Consider the following 20,086-nt stretch of genomic DNA (forward strand, 5'->3'; position numbering starts at 1 on the left):
AATCTGTTTTGCAGGGAGGGATCCTCGGATCCCCCCCTGTTTCCTTAAAAAGAGCTTGCGGAAATCGACATTATATGAGAAAATGTAATCAAGTATGATGTGATATATTTAACAAAGTACTGTTCACAATTATTACTTATTCGAAAGGAGTTTTAACATGATTTATTCACAGGAAGTAGAAGAGATGTGCACAGTGGCACAGGGCGTTCATCACGGCGCTGCTCCAATCCCAGAAGAAGCAAAATGGGTAAAATCTAGAGAAGTTAAAGATATCTCCGGTCTGACACATGGCGTTGGCTGGTGTGCTCCTCAGCAGGGTGCATGCAAGCTGACTCTTAACGTTAAAGAGGGTATTATCCAGGAAGCATTAGTAGAGACTATCGGCTGCTCCGGTATGACACATTCCGCTGCTATGGCAGCAGAGATTCTGCCAGGACTGACCGTTTTAGAAGCATTAAATACAGACCTTGTTTGTGACGCAATCAACACCGCTATGAGAGAATTATTCTTACAGATCGCATACGGCAGAACACAGAGTGCATTTTCTGAGGATGGACTTCCGGTAGGTGCGGGACTGGAAGACTTAGGAAAGGGTCTCCGTTCACAGGTTGGTACCATGTACGGAACATTAAAGAAAGGTCCTCGTTACTTAGAGATGGCGGAAGGCTATGTAACCGGTATCGCTCTGGATGAAGAAGATCAGATCATTGGCTATCAGTTCGTAAGCCTTGGAAAGATGACTGACTTTATCAAGAAGGGTGATGACCCGACGACTGCTTGGGAAAAGGCAAAAGGACAGTATGGACGCGTTGCCGAAGCTGCTAAGATCATTGACCCAAGACATGAATAATCAGATTGGCAAAAGCCTGTCGGATAGCGGTTATCAAAGCGAAGATATTTGGCCAATAATAAGGAGGACAAGATAATGGCATTATTTGAATCATATGAGAGAAGAATTGACAAAATCAATTCTGTATTAAACAGCTATGGCATTGCTTCTATTGAAGAAGCTGAAAAGATTACAAAAGATGCAGGTCTGGATGTATACGAGCAGGTAAAGAAGATCCAGCCGATCTGTTTTGAGAATGCCTGTTGGGCTTACATCGTTGGCGCAGCAATTGCAATCAAGAAAGACTGTAAAAAAGCGGCAGACGCAGCAGCAGCTATTGGAGAAGGTCTTCAGGCTTTCTGTATTCCAGGTTCCGTTGCCGACCAGCGTAAAGTAGGTCTGGGACACGGTAACTTAGGAAAGATGCTTCTGGAAGAAGAGACCGAGTGCTTCTGCTTTTTGGCAGGTCATGAGTCCTTTGCAGCAGCTGAAGGCGCAATTGGTATTGCTGAGAAGGCAAACAAGGTTCGTCAGAAACCATTAAGAGTTATTTTAAATGGTTTAGGAAAGGATGCAGCACAGATCATTTCCAGAATCAATGGATTTACATATGTAGAAACAGAGATGGATTATTACTCAGGCGAAGTAAAAGAGCTTTGGAGAAAGTCTTACTCAGAAGGCTTAAGAGCAAAAGTTAACTGCTACGGCGCTAACGATGTAACAGAAGGTGTTGCAGTTATGTGGAAGGAAGGCGTTGACGTTTCTATCACAGGAAACTCTACCAACCCAACCAGATTCCAGCATCCGGTAGCAGGAACCTATAAGAAAGAATGTTCAGAGAAGGGCAAGAAGTACTTTTCCGTAGCATCCGGCGGCGGTACAGGACGTACCCTTCATCCGGATAACATGGCAGCAGGCCCAGCTTCCTACGGTATGACTGATACTATGGGACGTATGCACTCTGATGCTCAGTTCGCAGGTTCTTCTTCCGTTCCAGCTCATGTGGAAATGATGGGTCTGATCGGTATGGGAAATAACCCTATGGTCGGAGCTACCGTTGCTGTAGCTGTAGGAATTGAAGAGAGTGCAAAAGAAGGTAAATTCTAAGGATAAACCTTTATTTTAAAGGTAATATACCATTTGATAGTGAAAAGAGGAGTTCGCTTTGGCGGCTCCTCTTTTTGTATGTCTGGGTAATGGACACTACCGGCACTAAATAAAAGGTTGTAACAAGGGTTTTTAAATGTAATATCTAATATATTATGATTCAGCAGTACTGCAGAGTTTCATATCAGGAACTATGAGGATAAGAAGTAATAATTTGAAGGAGTTAAAAAGTATTATAAAAGCTTCCCTTATGTTTTGATAATCCATTCTGCAATATTAGTATATGTGTTTACATAAAAAGGTGTGAACAAGCTGTTATATTAGGATTGCCCAGAATACCGGGAGGAAGGAGAAGGCATGGGGGTTTGGTGGGAGCAGGTCTATGGGTAGGTATGAAAATTAAATAATTATTTCCGCTTTAATGGCAACATTATTAACGGTTTTAATAATATAATGGCTGGTTTACTTGAACAGGCTAAGATAATAATGATTGATAATAATATTATGCTTAATTGAGGGAGTGGCAAAGTTTGCAAGATGTTTTTATAGGTTAGATAGCGGATAATAAATCCGTGTAATAAAAATATTCCAATGGTATTTTGGCCTATACTCGTGATAATACCCATATTTTTGTTGGGTATAAACATACATAAAAATGTTATGAATATTACAGATATTATAAGAAAAAAAGCACGATTCCATATACTGTATTGTAATTCATGGTAAGGCAAAGAGTGATATGCCCAAGATGCTTGGATTTTGTGCTGAGCCAGATACAATATACAGCTTACTAAAACAACACAAAGCAAAGTGAGAAACTTGGGAAGTATATTAGTTTTCCTTTCACCAGGCTTAAAAATTTGGAAATTTCTTATCTTCAGATAGTACCCGCTTACAAAGAATGGGAACATTACTAATATTCTTGACAAGCTGAGATAATACGAAACTGTGTCAATATATCCCACTAACAAAGCGATTATGCATCCAATTATAAGTATACATTTTAATATTTTTTCTGTATCACTAAATATTGAAATTACTATATTCCATAAAAAAAGGGCTAATAAATACCAAAGAATCCAATATGGAGTGGTATATTGAAATTTTATAGTTTCGTGTAATATGTATTTTGCAAATGCAATATAACAGGTTTGAAAAACTATGTACGGATAGAAATATTTTGAGATTAATATTTCTTTAGTCGTTTTTTTACAACAATATCCTGAAATAAAAGCAAATGCGGGCATATGGAAAGAATAAATTAGTAAATACAGGAATCTGCTGCTTTTAAATGGCATCTGTTCACAAAGATGACCAAAAACAACTAAAAATATTAATATACACTTTATGTTATCAATCTGGAAGATTCTAGATTTTTTATCCATTTTTATCTCCTGTTTAGCTTTGTCTATGTATCTCGAATGATACCATAAAAAATGTAAAAAGTATATTGACGATTATTTTTATCAATCAGCTAGTCCCTTAAGGGACTAATTTTTTATTCATGGACAAAATCAAATAAAAAATGGAACTATAATTGAAATCGAGGAGAGTAGCAACGGAAGAAGCTTCCGGATGCATTTTGCGGATCCTCAGAAGTATCTCACAACGCTGGCAATGCTTACCCAGGACAATTTAAGTGCCTACCAGGTACAAACTAGTCAGGGCCTTGTATGTGCGAATCCGGTGAACAAGGTGTGCAGACGCAGGCGGTTGCTCCAATATGGGCCGATGATGGTATCCGAACCGTATACTTTCATAAATTTCTTTATTTATTATAAACAGGCACTTATCTATTCGGAACAAGCACTTATCTATTCGGATATATATATAAATATATTAGAAATATAAATAAAGGAATCATAAATATGCATTATGATTATCGATATGGCAATTTATATTCAAGAGGAAATATATATTCAGGCATGAACTGGATACCCACACAAGAAGAAAACGGAGCAAAATATAGGCTTTTTGAAAATCAAATTACAGGCCCGACAGGTCCTACAGGCCCGCCAGGTCCTACAGGCCCGACAGGTCCGACAGGTCCGATTGGTCCTACAGGCCCGACAGGTCCTATAGTCCCGCCAGGTCCGACAGGTCCTACAGGCCCGACAGGTCCTATAGTCCCGACAGGTCCGACTGGCCCGACAGCCCCGCCAGGTCCTACAGCACCAACAGGTCCGACAGGTCCTACAGCACCAACAGGCCCGACAGTACCTACAGGCCCCACAAGATTTCCAGGCTTTCCAGGGCTCAAAATACCAACAAGTCCGACAACTCCGACAGGCCCGACGAGACCTATGGGTCCCACTAGTCCAACAGGTCCAACAGGTCCTATGATTCCAACAGGTCCTACCGCTCCGATGGCTTCTTCAATTTCTACAGTGGCCAGACTGTGGGAGTTAGAAGATATTGAGTCACAAGAGTCGCTATCTTCGTTTCCAAGTACAATTGTTTCAATCATTGAAGATTGCATGGATAATATGATTTATGTCTGGATGAAAAATGGAGACAATTTTTGGCTGATTCCCAGAAGTAGTAATCAGAGCGTTGTTTCTGGTTACCGGTGGTATCAAAACTCAGACTGGTATATTGAGGAAATCAGCTACACCGATATTTATAGCGTTACTTGTGTTTCTTAAAATTCTGTATATTATGATCAGGATGGGGCGCTGCGGTGGCCGGGATTGGCAGGGTAAAGAAGTATATGTATGTCTACCATTTGTCTACCCTGTATAAGTTTTTAGGTTGACAAAGTAATGTTGACAAATGTAACCAGATGTATTACCATACAGTAAACTCCTATGTTTTCAAATGCCTGTAAGTGTATAGAAATGAAATCCTTAAAGCCAAGTTACCTTTGGGCAACAACCCTATGGTTGGAGCTACCGTTGCTGTGGCTGTTGGGATTGAAGAGAGTGCAAAAGAAGGTAAATTCTAAGGAAGACCTTGATCTTTAAGATATTTTACTTTTAGAAAAGGAAAGAGGAGTCGCTTTGCCGGTTCCTCTTTTTGATTATTTAATAGGGGGAAGCTGTATGACCTATGAAAGCTTTCCTGTTGGAAAAATGAAAACCTTCAAACAGACAATATAATGATCATCGGTTTGAAGGTTTGATTTTATAATCCGGAGTATTCATATTAAGATTTGGCACTGATGCATGCTTTGTAACGTTCGTCCGCAGCCTCCCAGCTTACCACATGGAACCAGTCTTCTATGTATGCGGCCCTGTCGTTAAACCGCTTCAAAAAATAAGCATGTTCCCAGCAGTCGATGCCTGCAATAACACAAAGGCCATCTGAGATAGGGGAATTCTGGTTTGGTGTTGTTACGAGTTTCAGTACGCCGTTAGAATCCACTACCAGCCAGGCATACCCGGATCCAAATATAGCCAGTGCATACCGTTTGAATTCATCAAAAAACTGTTCCACCGTCCCAAAGTATTGAACGATGGCGGGATACAATACTTCAGCCTGGGTCCGGGTCATGGAATTGGTCATCCCGAAGAAATAGATCGTGTGATTATATACTCCGCCCGCATTATTAATGATGCCCTGTCGGACTTCCGAAGGAAGGCTTTCCGTATCCGAAAGCAGTTCCTCCAAAGACTTGTTTTGCAGCTGCGGATAATTCGTCAGGATCGCGTTAAGATTCGCCACATATCGCTGCTGCAGCCTGTCATGGTGCAGGTACATGGTTTGCGTGTCTATGTAGGGTTCCAGCGCATCGTATGGATACGGCAGCGGCAGGTTTACAAAGGGGTAATGTTCATTCATAGGTTATTGTCCTTTTTATTATTTGTATATATATATTCAGTACTCAGGGATATATGATGGATAAGCAGGAGCTTGTAACAGAAATATATGCTGGCCCTGGCTATAGATTTTTCCTATAGCCAGATCATAAATATATCAATTAACACTTAGCCATGAAACCAGGTATAATACCAATTAAGAAGAAACGAAATAAATAATCAGTTTAACATTTGGGAGGAAATTCATATGGCTAAGAAGACAAGAGCTGAGAGAAATTTAAAATTTGAAACATTGCAATTACATGTTGGGCAGGAACAGGCGGATCCGGTTACCGATGCCAGAGCAGTACCCATTTACCAGACATCTTCCTATGTATTCCATAATAGCGATCATGCTGCGGCCAGATTCAGCCTGTCAGATGCAGGCAATATTTATGGGAGACTGACGAACCCAACCCAGGACGTTTTTGAGCGCAGAATTGCGGCCTTAGAAGGCGGAGTGGCTGCCCTGGCAGTGGCTTCCGGAGCTGCCGCAGTTACCTATTCCATTGAGAATATTGCAAAAAGCGGGGATCATATTGTAGCGGCAAAGAACATCTATGGCGGTACTTATAATCTGCTGGAGCATACCTTACCGGAATACGGAGTTGAAACGACCTTTGTGGATCCCTTTGATTACGAAGCCTTTGACAAGGCGATTCAGGAAAACACAAAGCTGGTATTCATTGAAACTCTGGGCAATCCCAATTCTGACGTAGTTGATATCGAAAAGCTGGCAGCAATTGCCCATGGACATAAAATTCCTCTGATTGTGGACAATACCTTTGCAACTCCTTATCTGGTGAGACCTATTGAATACGGAGCGGATATTGTGGTTCATTCCGCCACAAAATATATTGGGGGCCATGGTTCAGCCATTGGCGGTGTTATTATTGACGGCGGAACATTCGATTGGGAGGCTTCCGGAAAATTCTCTTCCCTTACAGAGCCGAACCCAAGCTATCATGGAATCAGCTTTACCAAGGCGGTAGGAGCGGCCGCATATGTAACAAAGATCCGCGCCATTTTACTCCGTGATACAGGAGCGGCCCTATCTCCCTTCCATGCGTTTTTATTCCTCCAGGGCTTAGAAACCTTATCCCTTCGTGTAGAACGCCATGTAGAAAATGCTCTGAAGGTGGCGCAGTATTTAAAGAACCATCCTCAGGTGGAGAAGGTTCACCATCCTTCCGTTTCAGAGGATCCGGAGCAGCAGGAATTATACGGCAAATATTTCCCAAATGGTGGAGGCTCTATATTTACCTTTGAAATCAAGGGTGATGACAGGAAGGCAAAAGACTTTATTGACCAGTTGGAATTATTCTCCCTGTTAGCCAATGTAGCAGACGTAAAATCTTTAGTCATTCATCCGGCTTCAACGACCCATTCCCAGATGTCGGTGGAGGAATTGGAAGGCTCAGGAATCAAACCGAACACCATCCGGTTATCCATAGGAACGGAACATGCAGCTGATATTATAGAAGATTTAGAGGAAGCATTTAAGGCGGTTCAATAACCGTCAGGATTTACAGGATTAAAAACAGGCTGCCATACTTCTATGGCAGCCCTTTGAGCCCTTCGGGTATACCTTTATGCCCAAAAAGCATGGGCAAGAATAAGGAAACACCCTTCGGGTATACCTTTATGCCCAAAAAGCATGGGCAAGAATAAGGAAACACCCTTCGGGTATACCTTTATGCCCAAAAAGCATGGGCAAGAATAAGGAAACACCCTTCGGGTATACCTTTATGCCCAAAAAGCATGGGCAAGAATAAGGAAAGGAGATACCATGACATTACAGCAGCTTCGTTATGCCATATGCATAGCAACTCAGAAATCCATGAACAAGGCGGCTGCCGAGTTGTTTATCACACAGCCCAGCCTATCAAGCACGATCCGGGATCTGGAAGAAGAGATCGGCCTTAAGCTGTTTCTGCGCTCAAACCGGGGAATTGTGATCACTCCGGAAGGAGAGGAGTTCCTTGGATATGCCAGACAGATGCTGGAGCAGTACCGCCAGATGGAAGAGCGGTTCGTAAAGAAGGAAAAATTTAAAAAGAAATTCAGCGTGTCCATGCAGCATTACACCTTTGCCGTTCAGGCTTTTATCCATATGGCAAAAGAATTCGGTATGGATGATTACGAATTTGCCGTCCATGAAACCAAAACCTATGAAGTCATTGAAAATGTGAGAAACCAGAAAAGCGAATTAGGGATCCTGTACTTAAATGATTTTAACCAGAAAGCCATTGAAAAAATCTTTAATGATAATGAACTGGAGTTTGTGGAATTATTTCAATGCGGAATCTACGTTTTTCTATGGAAGGGCAATCCTCTGGCAGAAAAAGAACTGATCGAATTTGAAGATTTAAAGAAATATCCCTGCCTGTCCTTTGAACAGGGAAATAATAATTCTTTTTATCTGGCGGAAGAAGTGTTCAGCACTTATGAATATAAGCAGATCATAAAGGCGGATGACAGGGCCACGCTCTTAAATCTCATGGTAGGATTAAACGGCTATACCCTGTGCTCCGGGATTATCTGTGAAGATTTAAATGGAGATGAATATAGGGCAATTCCTCTTAATACCGATGATAAGATGAGAATCGGATATATAAAAAAGAAAAAAATGCCTTTAAGTATCCTTGGCGAAAAATATATAGCGGAACTGATCAGATTGAAAGAAAAACATCTTCCTACCTAAGTTTAATAGCATTTTATTTTTTATTTTGCGTCACGGTGTACTGAAAACCCCTAAAAGTTAGACCTGAAATTCTTACTTTTGGGGGTCTGTACACTTGGCAGTAGAGAGGGTGGAATTTTATCTTCTTTGTTGGCCAACCCCTTGTATTGGGGCGGTAGTTCCTTTTATAATTCTAATATAGCATATCTGTTACTCCCCTAAATATAATATTCAGGAGACTCCTGATACCTGTCAAGAATGTCCTGCAGGGTAATTCCGTTTAAATAATTTGCAATAACTTCTGAAAGCCCCTGCCAGATGGGAAGAGTCAGACAGTCTGCCTGCCTGGAGCATATGTTTGGATCGTTGTCCATACAGCTGACAGGATTTAAGCTTCCTTCTGAGCTGAGCAGAATATCTCCGATGGTTATCTGGGAGGGATGTCTTGCCAGCTTATAACCGCCCATGTGACCACGGTAGGTTGTGAGCAGATTGCTGCGGTTTAAAAAAGGTACAATCTGTTCAAGATATTTTTTAGAAATGTTCTGCCTTTCGGAGATGTCCTTTAAGGCAATGAATTCCTCATTATAATGCTCCGCTAAATCAATCATCATGCGAAGGGAATAGCGGCCGCGAGTTGATATTTTCATAGTATACCACCTTACAAAACAATTTTGTGTATCAATACCTATTTTACCATGGGTTGAATAGGTATTCAACCCGTGAAATAAAATTCTTTCGCAATAGAAATTATCTATAGCAGGTGATTGTTTTTAAGTAATACCATTGACGGCCTTCCATTGGTATAATTAAGGAAAGAACAGATGCATGATCCAAATTGAGAAAGAGGGGTATGAATATGGAATACGGGATTTCTACAAAATGTTTATACGGCAATGGGGAAGGGGTTGCAACAGACAAGTCTGGAGCCATCAGCTTTCCTATTTACCAGACAGCGACCTTTGCTCATAGGGGAATCGGGGAAAGCACCGGTTATGATTACAGCCGCCTGCAAAATCCAACCAGAGAGCAGTTGGAAAAGGTGGTGGCTTCCCTTGAGCATGGAGTGGATGCTCTGGCATTTTCAAGTGGTATGGCAGCAATCACGGCTTTAATGGAACTGTTTCAGCCGGGAGACCATATAATAACCGATTGTGATTTATATGGCGGGAGCATCCGTTTGTTTGATAATATCAGCAAGAAGAACGGAATTTTGATTAGTTCCGTAGACTGTTCCCGCGGGGACATTGTAGAATTTGAAAACCTGATCGGTGAGAACACAAAAGCAATATACATAGAAACTCCGACAAACCCCATGATGAATGTCATAGACATTGGTAAGCTGGCAGAGATTGCAAAGAAGAACCATTTGCTTTTAATCGTGGACAATACGTTTTTGTCCCCCTACTTTCAAAATCCATTGAAGCTGGGGGCCGATATTGTTGTCCACAGCGGAACCAAATACCTTGGCGGCCATAATGATACCATCGCAGGCTTTCTAATCACCTCCTCGGCAGAGATTTCCGAAAGACTCAGATTTATTATAAAGACGGTAGGTTCCGGTCTGGCACCCTTTGACAGCTGGCTCATATTAAGAGGGATTAAAACCCTTGGAATCCGGATGGAGCGGGGGGAGGAGAACGCCAGAAAACTTGTGGAATGGCTGTGCCGGGAAAAGAAGGTCATTAAAGTGTATTATCCCGGAATCAAGTCTCACCCCGGTCACGAGGTCTGTAAAAAGCAGACAAGGGGATTTGGCTCCATGGTTACTTTTGAGGTGGAATCAACGGAGCTGGCTCATCAGATTTTAAAAGAGGTGAAACTGATCCGTTTTGCAGAAAGCTTAGGTGGCGTGGAAACGCTGATCACTTACCCGATTACCCAGACTCATGCCGATGTGCCTAAAGAGATTCTGGCCGCCAATGGCGTCACCGACAGGATCTTAAGATTATCAGTAGGGATCGAAGATTCAGAAGATTTGATAAGGGAATTGGAGAGAATATTTTATGAGTAAGGAAACGATTGATTTTGATGAAGTCATAAACCGAAAAAATACGAACAGCCTTAAGTACGATTTTGCAGTAAGAAGGGGAAAACCGGAAAATCTTTTACCCCTGTGGGTAGCGGATATGGATTTTAAAGTATCCTGGAAGATTTTGGAGGCCCTTCATGAGCGGGTCGACCATGGGATTTTCGGGTACAGCGAGGTCCAGGATGAATATTTTGAAGCCATCCGGGGCTGGTTGAAAAAAAAGCATCACTGGAATGTGGAAAGCAGATGGCTGATCAAAACACCTGGTGTTGTATTTGCCTTAGCCATGGCTGTCCAGGCTTTTACAGATCCGGGGGATGGGGTTATAATCCAGCAGCCGGTATATTATCCCTTCAGCGAAGTCATTGAAGATAATGACAGGGTGGTCGTGGATAATTCCCTGTATCTTGGAGAAGATGGCAAGTACCACATGGATTTAAAAGATTTTGAAAGAAAAGCAGAAGATTTCCATGTGAAATTATTCTTATTATGCAGTCCTCATAACCCGGTGGGAAGAGTTTGGAGCCGGGAGGAATTGGAAAAATTAAGTGAAATCTGTATTCGCAGGGATATCCTTGTAGTCAGCGATGAGATTCATCAGGATTTTGTATTTGAGGGAGAACACCTGGTATTTGCTAATCTTAGTGAAGAACTGAAAAACAGGACCATTACCTGTACCTCCCCAAGTAAGACATTTAATCTGGCAGGCTTACAGATTTCCAATATATTTATTGCAAATCAGAATCTGAGGCGGAGATTCCGCAGACAGGTGGCGGCAGCCGGGTACAGCCAGCTGAATACCCTGGGCTTAACTGCATGTGAAGCGGCATACCGCAATGGTGAAGAGTGGCATGATCAGCTCATGGAATATTTAAAGGCAAACGTTTCCTATGTACGTGATTTCTTAAAAGAAAAAATACCCAAGATCAAGCTTATAGAACCGGAAGGAACCTATCTTGTATGGCTGGATTTCCGGGAACTGGACCTTACAGAAGGTGAGAGAGAAGACCTCATCATAAAAAAGGCTGGACTCTGGCTGGACAGCGGAGCCATGTTCGGGCCGGTGGGAGAGGGATTTGAAAGAATTAATATCGCATGCCCCCGGTCTGTTCTGGAGCAGGCCTTGGGGAACTTAGAGCAGGCTATAAAAACGTTATAAAACTTTAAACGTTATGAAAATAATGGATTCTCTTTATCACCAGTCGTGATTTTGAACCAGTTACTGACATGAAAAACGCCGAAGTCTCGCATAAAAAGCATGTTTTTGCGAGGCTTCGGCGTTTATTCTATGCTTTTGTTTATGAAGGATGACAGGCAGTGATGCCCAACGTCAAATTCTTTATTTTCCGAATGGAGAGTCTTCCCTGCGTACAAAATACCCCTGGTTATGGCTGCAAACCGGACAGACCTGCGGCGCTTTGGTACCTTTATGAATATGACCGCAGTTTAAGCAGATATATTCCGTGGTCGTATCGTTTTCAAAGAGTTTATTGTCCTGCACCAGCTGCGCATACTGGGCAAAACGCTGGCTGTGTACTTTTTCAACCTCAGCGATCATATAAAAGGAATTTGCGATACTGGAAAATCCCTCTTCCTTAGCCTTGTCGCCGAAGGATTTATAAATAGTATCGTGCTCGGCAGCTTCATGCTGGGCGGAGAGCTGCAAAAGCTCTAGGATGTTATTGGAGTTGTCAATTGGATAGTTGGCGCTTATGGAGATTTCCTGCCCATGGAACTCCTTTAAGTGATTATAGAATACTTCAGCGTGTTCCTTCTCCTGATTTCCGGTATAATGGAAAAGCCAGTATAAAACGGCAAGGTTTTGATTTTTAGACTGGGACGCGGCAAATTCATAACGACGCCAAGCCTGACATTCTCCTGCAAAAGCTTTTAATAGGTTCTCTTTTGTAACGCTGTCTTTCAGTGCGACCATTTGTTGTTCCTCCTAATTTATTTACCTGTAGTGTTACCAGATTTCTCCTGATTTATAATAAAAAATGGAAGATATGGAAAAATATTTATTGTATCTCCGTTATCCACGACACCAAAAAGATGCAGAGCCGATCCTATGTTTCCTTAACGGGTGACAGGCTCTGTATCTTTGGAATAAATGATTTTTTTTACCCCTCTGTAATCCAAAAGTAGTAATAGAACAAGGAAAGCCGGCATTTGATAGAATACGAAGAAGAAGCCAGATATGTGGTAACCGGTATTAAGCAGATTCATGCCGGCATCCCCCAGCATCCGATGAAAAGTAAATCAGTGCAGGAGGACATGACCGGCAATGGGATCAATAAAATTATTGTAAAAAAGTATTGACACATTTCTCTTCCTGTATTAATATAATTATAACATATAAACCTATTAAACATATAGGTAATGAAAAGAGATGATCAATATGAAGGAATTCAATTTTAAGGAAGCAGGTAATCATGGATTTTATAATAATAGATGTTGTTGTCAGGCTGTATGTATGAATAGAGATATAGCTTTGTTGTAATGCTTGTTATGATGCCTGATATCCTGGAATATGAGAAATATCCATATTTTCAACGGAACAAAGGAGCAGGTGCCGTAATCGGCAGCCGCTCTATTTTCATTTAATGAATCAAACTATTAAATATCATATAAAACGGAGGTAAAGAATATGGGAACAATTAAAGAAAGCGCAGTGGAACTCATTGGAGGAACACCGATACTCAAATTAAACCGGTACAGTGCAAAGGAAGGAATCGAGGGTGTTACGCTTCTGGCAAAGCTGGAATACTTAAATCCTGCCGGTTCCGTAAAAGACAGGATCGCTCTTGCCATGATTGAAGATGCAGAGGAAAAAGGGATCTTAAAGCCTGGAGCAACCATCATTGAGCCGACATCAGGGAATACCGGAATCGGTTTAGCAGCCGTTGCGGCGGCCAAAGGCTACCGGACCATTCTGACGCTCCCGGATACCATGAGCGTGGAACGAAGAAATTTATTAAAGGCCTATGGTGCAGAGTTAGAATTAACCGAAGGCGCAAAGGGTATGAGAGGGGCTATTGAGAAAGCAGAGGAGCTGAAAGACAGCATACCTGGTTCTATTATCCTGGGACAGTTTGTAAATCAGGCTAACCCCAAAGTACACAAGGAAACCACCGGGCCGGAGATCTGGGAACAGACAGCTGGGGAAGTGGACATTTTTGTAGCTGGCGTAGGTACAGGCGGAACCATTACAGGTGTGGGACAATATTTAAAGGAAAAGAAACCGGATGTCAGAATTGTGGCGGTAGAACCGGCAAGCAGTCCGGTACTCTCCGGAGGCAAGCCAGGGCCTCACAAGATTCAGGGTATCGGCGCGGGATTTGTGCCTGAAGTCCTGGATACCGGAATTTACGATGAAATAATTACCGTTGAGAATGAGGATTCATTTAAGGAAGGTAAGGCATTTGCAGTATCAGAGGGAATTCTGGTGGGAATCTCTTCCGGGGCTGCACTAAAAGCCGCAAAGCTGCTGTCGGAAAGACCGGAGAACAAGGGAAAGACCATCGTTATCTTACTTCCTGATTCCGGTGACCGGTATTTGTCAACTCCTTTATTCGGCTAAATTGTTTCATGATTTAAGATGACTGGTGGTTTTGGAAACAGCTGGTTATAAGATTATCTTATTACCAGCTGTATTTTTTTTATATTATACAAATACCTATAGGAATGGTAAGATATGAATATAAGGAAACAGAAGTGATAGGAAAGGAGTTAAAGATGGTTCAGATGAATGAGAAAGTGTGTTGTTGCTGTAAATACGGAAAGAATGTTCATTTTGTTTGTGTCTTGAAACCTGAAACTCCTGTGCATGGCTTTTATGCATAGAAGGCAGGTGTCAGTGGGCATCTGCTTTTTTTGTACTCAAATTTAGGAAAGAAGGAATAAAAAATGGCAATAGAAGAGAGATTCGGAAAGGTAGCGACCACGGAAGATACCCACGAAGTATCTGAAACAGGCGCTTTTGTAAGGCAGGATAATTATTTTGTCACACCTTTTGGTGAAGGGGAGGGAGAGCTTCCTGTAGAGGCAGGGCGGTACCGGCTCATTTGGACGCCCCTCTGCCCATGGGCCACGAGACAGATCATTGCCCTAAAGCTTCTGGGGCTGGAAGATGTGATCAGCGTCGGTAAGGTAAGTCCCGTAAGGACGGAAAAAGGCTGGGAATTTTCCCTTGATGAGGGCGGCGTGGATCCGGTTCTTAATATCCGCTATCTTCCGGAAATCTATGCAGCCACGGATCCGGAATATGAAGGAAGGGCAACGGTTCCCACTGTGGTAGATTTAAAGACCAGAAAGGTAGTTAACAACGATTATCACCGTTTGACAAATTACTGGGAAACTGCATGGAAGTCATTTCATAAGCCGGGAGCACCGGATCTGTATCCTGAGGATTTGAGAAAGGAAATCGATGAGCTCAATGGGATATTATTCCATGAAGTGAACAACGGGGTATACAAAGCAGGTTTTGCCCAGTCCCAAAAAGAATATGAAACTGCGTATGATGTACTGTTTCAAAGGCTTGACTGGCTGGAAGAGCGGCTTTCAAAGGGGAGATATCTGTTTGGAGACCGGCTCACTGATTCTGATATCCGGTTATATGTAACTCTTGCCCGGTTTGATGTGGCTTACTATTTCAGTCATAAGACAAACAGGAACCGCATTGCCGATTTTGAGAATCTGTGGAACTACGCAAAGGACTTATATAGAATTCCGGCATTTAAAGAAGCCACGGATTTTGATTCCATAAAAAAGGGATATCTCCTGGGAAGCCATGGGCACAATCCATACAACATTCTTCCCCTGGGACCGGATGTTTCCATTTGGGATGAACCGAATAACAGGGATGAAAAATTCGGAAAGAGAAAATAGGAAAGGCAGGAGCGTTCATGTCTGATTTTACGTTTTATAGCCAGATTGCAGAAACCTTTCACTGGTTTCACCAAAATCCAGAACTATCCTTTGAAGAATACGAGACAACGGGCCGAATTCGTGAGTTTTTGGAGTATTACAATATCCGTATTCTGGATTTGGATTTAAAAACAGGATTGGCAGCAGAAATACAAGGTGTAAACGACGGTCCTGTGATCGCACTGCGCTGTGATATCGACGCACTGCCCGTGCAGGAAGAAACCGAATTACCCTATGCCTCTGCCGTAACTGGTAAAATGCATGCCTGCGGTCACGATTTTCATACCACAGTTATGCTGTATGTGGCAAAAGAATTACAGGAACTGCGGGAACATTTGCACGGAACGGTGAAAATCCTGTTCCAACCTGCAGAGGAATCCTCTGTCGGTGCCTTGGAAGTAATCAAAACAAAGGTTCTTGATGATGTTGACGGGATCTATGGCCTGCATACCGATATTACACTCCCGGTTGGAACCGTAGGAATTGTTTCTGGAAGTGTTACTGCCGCTGTTGACAGGTTTACCGTCAGGCTTACGGGAAAAGGCACTCATGCGGCTCATCCTCAGGATGGAGTCGATCCTGTACTTACCGCTTCACAGATTGTAACCCTTGCCCAAAGCATCGTCAGCCGTAATATTGATCCGTTCTCTCAGGGCTTGCTCAGCATAACCCGTGTTACGGCGGGAAACACATGGAATGTCATCCCGCAGACAGCAGAGCTTGAAGGAACGGTACGCACCATGGGCAGATACAATCGCCGGTTGATCGAAGAACGTTTCCGCACGCTGGTTCAGCATGTTGCATTGTCTCAAGGGGCAAAAGCAGAAATAGATTGGCTTGCAGGGCCTCCCGCCACAAATAATGCCCCGTGTTTTGAGCCTGTAGCTGCCGCCGTTGCAAAAGAACAGGGACTGAAGTTCAAGACTTCTTCCCCTTCTCTCGGCGGAGAAGACTTTGCCTTTTATCAGGAAAAGATTCCTGGTTTCTTCATTCGCATAGGAACTGGTGAGTCCTATCCCAACCACCACCCGAAATTTCAAGTTAACCCTAATGCATTAAAGCCGGCCATTGATTATTTTGCAGCTTTAGCACTAAAAACTCTTTTTGCCATAAAAAGCGGTGAATTGATCCCTTTGCAGGAGGAGGAATCTGATGATTGAAATTCAAAACGTAAGTAAACGGTTTGATTCTGTTTTTGGTGATGTTCATGCCTTGCGGCAGGTTAGCATTACAGTTGAAAAGGGCGATATTTTTGGAGTGATAGGCTTCAGCGGAGCAGGTAAATCAACCCTGGTACGTCTGGTTAACTTATTGGAACGTCCCTCTAAAGGGCGGGTGCTGGTTGATGGCACGGACATCACCTCTCTGTCAAAACCGGACTTACGAAAGCTGAGAAAGAATATCGGTATGATTTTCCAGCAATTTAATTTGCTCCAGTCCAAATCTGTTTTTCAGAACGTAGCGGCGCCGCTGGTATTGAACAAAGTGCCAAAAAAGGACATAGAAAAGCGGGTAAAAGAGCTCCTGCAGTTTGTAGAGCTTGAGGATAAAATCCACACCAATGTGTCAAAGCTTTCAGGCGGTCAAAAACAAAGGGTCGGCATAGCCCGCGCCCTTGCCACAAATCCAAGCATCTTACTCTGCGATGAGGCTACAAGTGCTTTGGATCCTAAGACCACGGATTCTATTCTGGAGCTATTGAAAAAAGTAAACAGGGAGCTGAATGTTACGATTCTCCTGATCACTCATGAAATGCACGTTATTTGTGATGTATGTAACAAAGTAGCGGTTATGGATAACGGCAGGGTGTTAGAGCAGGGAACTGTGCTTGAAGTATTCGGTAATCCACAGCATAAAATCACCAGGAGTTTTGTAAAGACCGTGATTGGCGACAGCATACCAGGGAGCCTTGCCCGGGAAATTCTTGAATATCAGGGAGAAAACCGGATTTTCCGACTGCGTTTTCAAGGAAATATTGCCGGAAAACCGCTGTTGTACCGCATAAGTGCGGAATACCACATGGAAAACAGCATTTTATTTGCCACTGTTTGTGAACTCCAGGGAGTTGTGTTCAGCGTTATGATTGTGCAGGTGTTTGGTCCCGTACAAAGGCTTGACGAGGTGCAGAAATTTATTGAAGATTCCGGAGTCTATGTGAAAGTCTTACATTTGACAGGGGAAGAGGAGGATCACAATGATTGAGCAATATTTAGGTATTACCAGCGAACAGATGGTAATTGCAGCCGGCCAGACTGTTTATATGCTGTTCTGGGGGCTGGTACTGGGATCACTTCTTGGGATTCCCCTCGGTATATTACTTACCATTACACGTAAGGGTGGTATCCTGCAAAACAAAGTCGTCTATACCCTGATTAATTACACAATTAACATCGTACGCTCCGTGCCTTATATTATTTTGCTGGTGGCAATTATGCCCTTAACAAAAATCATTGTGGGTACCCGGATCGGCACCCAGGCCGCTCTGGTTTCCCTGGTGTTTTATATAACGCCATTTCTTTCGCGCCTGGTAGAAAGCTCGCTGCTGGAGGTTGATAAGGGAATCATCGAAGCTGCGGAAGCGATGGGGGCAACTCCTGTGCAGGTCATTTGGCACTTTTTGCTGCCGGAAGCATTGGGCTCGCTGATCTTATCCCTGACCACAGGTACCATCGGTCTCCTTGGCGCAACCGCCATGGCGGGAGCCATAGGCGGAGGCGGTGTTGGTAACCTGGCATTGACCTATGGGTATCAGCAATTTAATACTCCCTTAATGGTCGCAACTGTAATCGTATTGATCGTGTTTGTACAGCTGATTCAAGGACTTGGAAATTATATATCAAAACGTGTCAGAGCACGTGAATAAAGGAGGAACCTGTTTATGAAAAAAATTGGATTGATTATCATCGCTGCCTTACTTGCCGTCACTGTTGCCGGCTGCTCAGCCAATAATGAAAGCAAGCTGGGACAGGATAAAAAAACATTGAAATACGGCAAGGCTGCAGGGCCCTATACGGTATTATTTGAAGATGCAGTAAAGCCCATCCTAGAGAAGCAGGGATATCAGCTGGAAGTGGTTGATTTTTCAGACCTTTTGCAGAATGATACCGCGTTGAATGAAGGAGAAATTGATTTCAACGTGGAACAGCATACTGCTTATGCCGAAAATTTCAACAATAAGCAAAATGGAAACCTTGTTCCCATCTCCCCCATACCCACCGTTCCCGCCGGACTGTTTTCTGCAAAGCATACCTCTTTGGACGCCATAGCGGATGGCTCGATTGTTGCAGTGCCAAATGACGCATCCAATACGGCACGTGCCTATGCACTTCTTCAAAAGGCTGGCTGGATTAAGCTCAACCCGGATGTTCCCCTTGAAGCGGTAAAGCAATCCGACATCATTGAAAACGCGTACAACATCAATTTTGTGGAAATGGATTCGTTAAATATCCCTCCTGCTCTGGATGATTTTGATTTTGCAGTGATCACAGGAAGCATTGTTTATAATGCAGGCATTGATCCATCTACCGCCATTTTACAAGAAGATATTTTGGATCATCTGATTTTACAGGTGGTTGTAAAAGAAGAGAACAAAGATACAAAATGGGCAAAAGACATTGCAGCTGCTTATCACTCAGACGAATTGAAAGAGTATTTGAAAAAGAACAACTCAGGCTTGTGGTTTGTTCCCCAGGAATTGCAATAGCATAGACTCCGTCCGGTAACAGGAAGGAGACAACTAAAAACAGGAAACCTATTTATAAAAGAGGAGAGAAAATTATGAAGAAAAATATTGCAGGAAAATCAATTCTAGGGGTGCTTACGGCAGTGGCCGTATTAGGAGCCCTGTCCGGATGCAAAAGCAGTACCAATACGGCGGCAACCAAAGCAGCTGAGGAAACAACAAAGACAGAAAGTTCATCAGAGCTGGTGACACAGGAGGAGGGCAGTGAGGCTGCCGGCACAGCAGAACCGGTTGTCATTCATGCGGCAACAGGCGGTTCTCCAAAGCCGTTTACCTTTGTGGACAGCAGCAACCAGCTCACAGGTCACAATATTGAACTGATCAAAGCCGTTTTTGACCGGCTTCCCCAATATAAGCTTGAAATCGAAGTGACAGATTTTACCTCCATTTTTGCAGGCCTGGATTCCGACCGGTACCAGATTGGTGTAAATAATTTCGCGAAGAATGAGAGCAGAAAAGAAAAGTATTTATTTACCGATCCGATCTTTGCCAATGAGTACGTTGCCATCTTTGCAAAGAACAATGAAAAGGCAGCAGGCATAGAGACATGGGATGACCTTGCAGGCTTAAAGACTATTTCATCGGCGGGAATCAATATCACCACAGCCCTGGAAAACTATAACGCCGCCCATACCGGGAATCCCATTATTATTGAATACAGTGATGAAGATCTTGTGCTGCAGATTCAGGATGTGGAAGCTGGGAAATACGATTTCGTGTTAATGGATAAACCAATGTTCGAGTATTATCAGAAAGAATTTAATTTTAATGTGGAAGGAGCTTCCATCAGCAACACCCTTTCAAAGGACTTAATGGCAGAACCTTTCAGCTATCTGATTGTCAGCAAGGGAAATGAGAAACTGGCAGAGGATATTGACAAGGCGTTAAAAGAAGTGATTGAGGATGGAACTTCTAAGGAAATTAACTTAAAATGGTTTGGATCCGATTACTCCCCATCTTATTAATAAAA

The 20,086-nt window shown here is 42.9% G+C and carries 19 protein-coding genes; 14 read left to right on the forward strand and 5 right to left on the reverse strand.

Annotated elements, in window-relative coordinates:
- Positions 1-157 precede the first annotated feature (157 nt).
- Positions 158-850 (forward strand): iron-sulfur cluster assembly scaffold protein, encoded by a 693-nt coding sequence (locus H171_RS02595; RefSeq protein WP_025234293.1) that lies wholly within the window; start codon positions 158-160, stop codon positions 848-850.
- 75 nt (positions 851-925) lie between these two features.
- Entirely contained in the window at positions 926-1,936 is a 1,011-nt protein-coding gene (locus H171_RS02600; RefSeq protein WP_100303754.1) for a GGGtGRT protein, read from the forward strand.
- A gap of 407 nt (positions 1,937-2,343) precedes the next feature.
- On the opposite strand, the gene H171_RS02605 is transcribed toward H171_RS02600, so the two are convergent.
- The 3 genes from H171_RS02605 to H171_RS02620 form a co-directional block, all read right to left on the reverse strand.
- Complete coding sequence (locus H171_RS02605; RefSeq protein WP_100303755.1) at positions 2,344-3,321, reverse strand: acyltransferase family protein; 978 nt, start codon at positions 3,319-3,321, stop codon at positions 2,344-2,346.
- A 596-nt stretch (positions 3,322-3,917) separates the two neighbouring features.
- On the reverse strand, positions 3,918-4,403 hold the full coding sequence (locus H171_RS24715) for a hypothetical protein (RefSeq protein ID WP_278281680.1): 486 nt from the start codon (positions 4,401-4,403) through the stop codon (positions 3,918-3,920).
- 677 nt (positions 4,404-5,080) lie between these two features.
- Positions 5,081-5,716, reverse strand: coding sequence for a superoxide dismutase (locus H171_RS02620; RefSeq protein ID WP_100303757.1), 636 nt, complete (start codon positions 5,714-5,716; stop codon positions 5,081-5,083).
- Positions 5,717-5,941: 225 nt separating this feature from the next.
- Between H171_RS02620 and H171_RS02625 the strand changes: the two genes are divergently transcribed.
- Positions 5,942-7,249 carry an O-acetylhomoserine aminocarboxypropyltransferase/cysteine synthase family protein gene (locus tag H171_RS02625; RefSeq protein ID WP_100303758.1) on the forward strand — a complete coding sequence of 436 codons (1,308 nt, stop codon included), beginning with the start codon at positions 5,942-5,944 and terminating at the stop codon, positions 7,247-7,249.
- Between the two features lie 273 nt (positions 7,250-7,522).
- A complete protein-coding gene (locus tag H171_RS02630) occupies positions 7,523-8,437 on the forward strand; it encodes a LysR family transcriptional regulator (RefSeq protein ID WP_100303759.1) in 915 nt (304 codons plus the stop codon).
- Positions 8,438-8,634: 197 nt separating this feature from the next.
- On the opposite strand, the gene H171_RS02635 is transcribed toward H171_RS02630, so the two are convergent.
- Positions 8,635-9,066, reverse strand: coding sequence for an RrF2 family transcriptional regulator (locus H171_RS02635; protein ID WP_100303760.1), 432 nt, complete (start codon positions 9,064-9,066; stop codon positions 8,635-8,637).
- A 209-nt stretch (positions 9,067-9,275) separates the two neighbouring features.
- Here H171_RS02635 and H171_RS02640 point away from each other — a divergent pair, with 209 nt between their 5' ends.
- Both H171_RS02640 and H171_RS02645 read left to right on the forward strand, forming a co-directional pair.
- Positions 9,276-10,430, forward strand: coding sequence for a trans-sulfuration enzyme family protein (locus tag H171_RS02640; protein ID WP_100303761.1), 1,155 nt, complete (start codon positions 9,276-9,278; stop codon positions 10,428-10,430).
- Entirely contained in the window at positions 10,423-11,607 is a 1,185-nt protein-coding gene (locus H171_RS02645) for a MalY/PatB family protein (RefSeq protein ID WP_100303762.1), read from the forward strand. The genes H171_RS02640 and H171_RS02645 overlap by 8 nt, the downstream gene beginning before the upstream one ends.
- A 180-nt stretch (positions 11,608-11,787) precedes the next feature.
- Here H171_RS02645 and rbr read toward each other — a convergent pair whose 3' ends face one another.
- Entirely contained in the window at positions 11,788-12,381 is a 594-nt protein-coding gene (rbr, locus tag H171_RS02650; RefSeq protein ID WP_100303763.1) for a rubrerythrin, read from the reverse strand.
- Between the two features lie 236 nt (positions 12,382-12,617).
- On the opposite strand from rbr, the gene H171_RS24020 reads away from it, so the two are divergent.
- The 8 genes from H171_RS24020 to H171_RS02685 all read left to right on the forward strand — a co-directional run bounded on the left by H171_RS24020 (position 12,618) and on the right by H171_RS02685 (position 20,081).
- Positions 12,618-12,767, forward strand: a complete 150-nt coding sequence (locus H171_RS24020) for a hypothetical protein (protein WP_157803099.1) — start codon at positions 12,618-12,620, stop codon at positions 12,765-12,767.
- A gap of 328 nt (positions 12,768-13,095) precedes the next feature.
- Entirely contained in the window at positions 13,096-14,028 is a 933-nt protein-coding gene (gene cysK / locus H171_RS02655) for a cysteine synthase A (RefSeq protein WP_100303764.1), read from the forward strand.
- Positions 14,029-14,354: 326 nt separating this feature from the next.
- A complete protein-coding gene (locus tag H171_RS02660) occupies positions 14,355-15,335 on the forward strand; it encodes a glutathione S-transferase family protein (protein ID WP_100303765.1) in 981 nt (326 codons plus the stop codon).
- Positions 15,336-15,352: 17 nt separating this feature from the next.
- Positions 15,353-16,534: an amidohydrolase gene (locus H171_RS02665; protein WP_100303766.1), complete on the forward strand. Its 1,182-nt coding sequence runs from the start codon at positions 15,353-15,355 to the stop codon at positions 16,532-16,534.
- Positions 16,527-17,576: a methionine ABC transporter ATP-binding protein gene (locus tag H171_RS02670; RefSeq protein ID WP_100303767.1), complete on the forward strand. Its 1,050-nt coding sequence runs from the start codon at positions 16,527-16,529 to the stop codon at positions 17,574-17,576. Before H171_RS02665 ends, H171_RS02670 begins: the two co-directional genes overlap by 8 nt.
- Positions 17,569-18,237: a methionine ABC transporter permease gene (locus H171_RS02675; protein ID WP_100303768.1), complete on the forward strand. Its 669-nt coding sequence runs from the start codon at positions 17,569-17,571 to the stop codon at positions 18,235-18,237. The genes H171_RS02670 and H171_RS02675 overlap by 8 nt, the downstream gene beginning before the upstream one ends.
- 15 nt (positions 18,238-18,252) lie before the next feature.
- Positions 18,253-19,077 carry a MetQ/NlpA family ABC transporter substrate-binding protein gene (locus H171_RS02680; protein ID WP_100303769.1) on the forward strand — a complete coding sequence of 275 codons (825 nt, stop codon included), beginning with the start codon at positions 18,253-18,255 and terminating at the stop codon, positions 19,075-19,077.
- A gap of 74 nt (positions 19,078-19,151) precedes the next feature.
- Complete coding sequence (locus tag H171_RS02685; protein WP_100303770.1) at positions 19,152-20,081, forward strand: transporter substrate-binding domain-containing protein; 930 nt, start codon at positions 19,152-19,154, stop codon at positions 20,079-20,081.
- Positions 20,082-20,086: the final 5 nt, after the last annotated feature.

This window comes from [Clostridium] celerecrescens 18A, from assembly GCF_002797975.1.
Classification (GTDB): domain Bacteria; phylum Bacillota; class Clostridia; order Lachnospirales; family Lachnospiraceae; genus Lacrimispora; species Lacrimispora celerecrescens.